Origin of the sequence: Mesorhizobium sp. M7A.F.Ca.CA.002.04.1.1 (assembly GCF_004022805.1) — a bacterium.
In the GTDB taxonomy this organism is placed as follows: domain Bacteria; phylum Pseudomonadota; class Alphaproteobacteria; order Rhizobiales; family Rhizobiaceae; genus Mesorhizobium; species Mesorhizobium ciceri.
In genome coordinates, this window is record NZ_RZPL01000934.1 from 1 (window position 1) to 1,838 (window position 1,838).

2 protein-coding genes are annotated in these 1,838 nt (G+C 65.0%); both read right to left on the reverse strand.

All coding sequences use genetic code 11. The annotated features are described in order from the left end of the window. Nucleotides 1–807: protease modulator HflC (locus ENZ75_RS30650; protein ID WP_164761034.1), on the reverse strand; the 807-nt coding region annotated here is incomplete at its 3' end. After that, a partial coding sequence (hflK, locus tag ENZ75_RS30655; protein WP_128278579.1) for an FtsH protease activity modulator HflK occupies nt 807–1,838 on the reverse strand: 1,032 nt, incomplete at its 5' end. The genes ENZ75_RS30650 and hflK, both read right to left, overlap by 1 nt.

Genomic DNA, 1,838 nt, shown 5'->3' on the forward strand with positions numbered 1-1,838 from the left:
GTCCAGCGCCGTGCCATAGGCATTCATCGACCGGTAGAAGTCGAAGAAAGCCGGATCGCGCTGATAGGCTCCCGCGAAGGTGGCGCTGCGCTGGGCCTCGCCCTCGCCGCGCAGGATTTCCGACTCTTTTTGGGCTTCGGCGACGATCTCGACCACTTCGCGATCGGCGCGGGCGGTGATGCGCTGTGCCGCCTCATTGCCGCGCGCCCTCAGCCGGGCAGCTTCCGCAAGGCGTTCCGCCTTCATGCGGTCGAAGGTCTGCTGCGAGACCTCGGCCGTGAGATCGGTGCGGCGAATGCGGACATCCTCGATCTGCAGGCCGAGCGATGTGGCATCGGGCCTGAGCTGGTCGCGGACCTCGCGCATCATCACGCCGCGCTCTTCGGAGAGTGCTGCCTCGAAATCACGCAGACCATAGACACGGCGCAAGGCAGCGTCGAGACGCGTCCTGAGCCGGGCCTCGGCCAGTTCGATCTGACCGGACACCGCGGCGCGGAAGACCCGCGGATCCGAGATGCGATAGGCGATGAAGGCATCGACCTCATAGAACTTGCCGCCCGAGACCTGGACGCGAATGTTGTCGAGATCGAAGCGCAGCACCCGGTTCTCGATCAGCTGCACGGTGTCGGCGTCGAAGAACGAGAACGGCGCCTTGAAGTAGATGCCGGGTTCGCTCTTGACGTCGACGATCTCACCGAACCTGAGCACCAGCGCCTGCTGGCGCGCATTGACCACGAAGACCGACGAATAGAGCAGGAACAGGATAACCGCTGCTGCGACGACGATGATGGGAAGACGGTTGGCCATCACTGGTTACCTCCCGTAACGGGGGCGGCCGGTGCCGGCGCTTTCGGCTGCAATGCCGGCAGCGGCAGATAGGGAACGACCCCTTGCCCGTTGCCCTGCTCGACGATGACCTTGCTCGAATCCTTCAGAACCTTCTCCATGGTTTCCAGGTAGAGGCGCTTGCGCGTTACATCGGGCGCCTTGGCATATTCGTCATAGACCGAGATGAAGCGCTGCGCCTCACCCTCGGCTTCCTGCACGACCCGGTTCTTGTAGGCGGCCGCGTCTTCGCGGATCTGTGCGGCCTCGCCGCGCGCCTGCCCGAGCTTCTGATTGGAGTACTGGTTGGCCTGCTCGACGAACTTGTCCTCGTCCTGCTCGGCGCGCTGCACCTCGTCGAACGCATCGGCCACTTCGCGTGGCGGTGCCGCATCCTCGATCGAGACGGCGTTGACGTTGAGACCGGCCTTGTAGCCGTCCAGCGTCGTCTGGATGATCTCACGCACCGAGGCGGCAATGCCCTGGCGGTCGTCGCGGAAGATGTCCTGCGCCGGCCGGCGGCCGACGGCTTCACGCATGGCGCTTTCGGCAACCTGCCGCAGCATGCCGTCGGGATCGGACACATCGAACAGATACGCGCGCGGGTCGGAGACCTGATAGGCCACGGAGAACTGGACGTTGACGATGTTCTGGTCGCCGGTAAGCATCAGCCCGGACGTATTGCCACTTGTCGCGCCGCCACCGCCGATATCGACGAGCTGCTCGGAAATCTTGGCCGTCTCGACGGTTTCGAGCGGCCACCAATGGAAATGCAGGCCAGGCTGCGACAGTTCGGTCTTCGGCTTGCCGAAGCGCAGTTCGACCGCGACCTCATCGGGCTGCACGGTGTAAACCGCCTTGAACGCCCACAGCACCACAAGTGCAGCCGCGATCAGCGCGAAGATAGCCGGGCTCGCGCCGCCGCCGCCCGGAAGAGCGCGCCGCAGCCGGTCCTGGCCGCGGCGGATGATGTCTTCTAGATCGGGAGGCGAGCCCTGCGGCCCGCTCGGTCC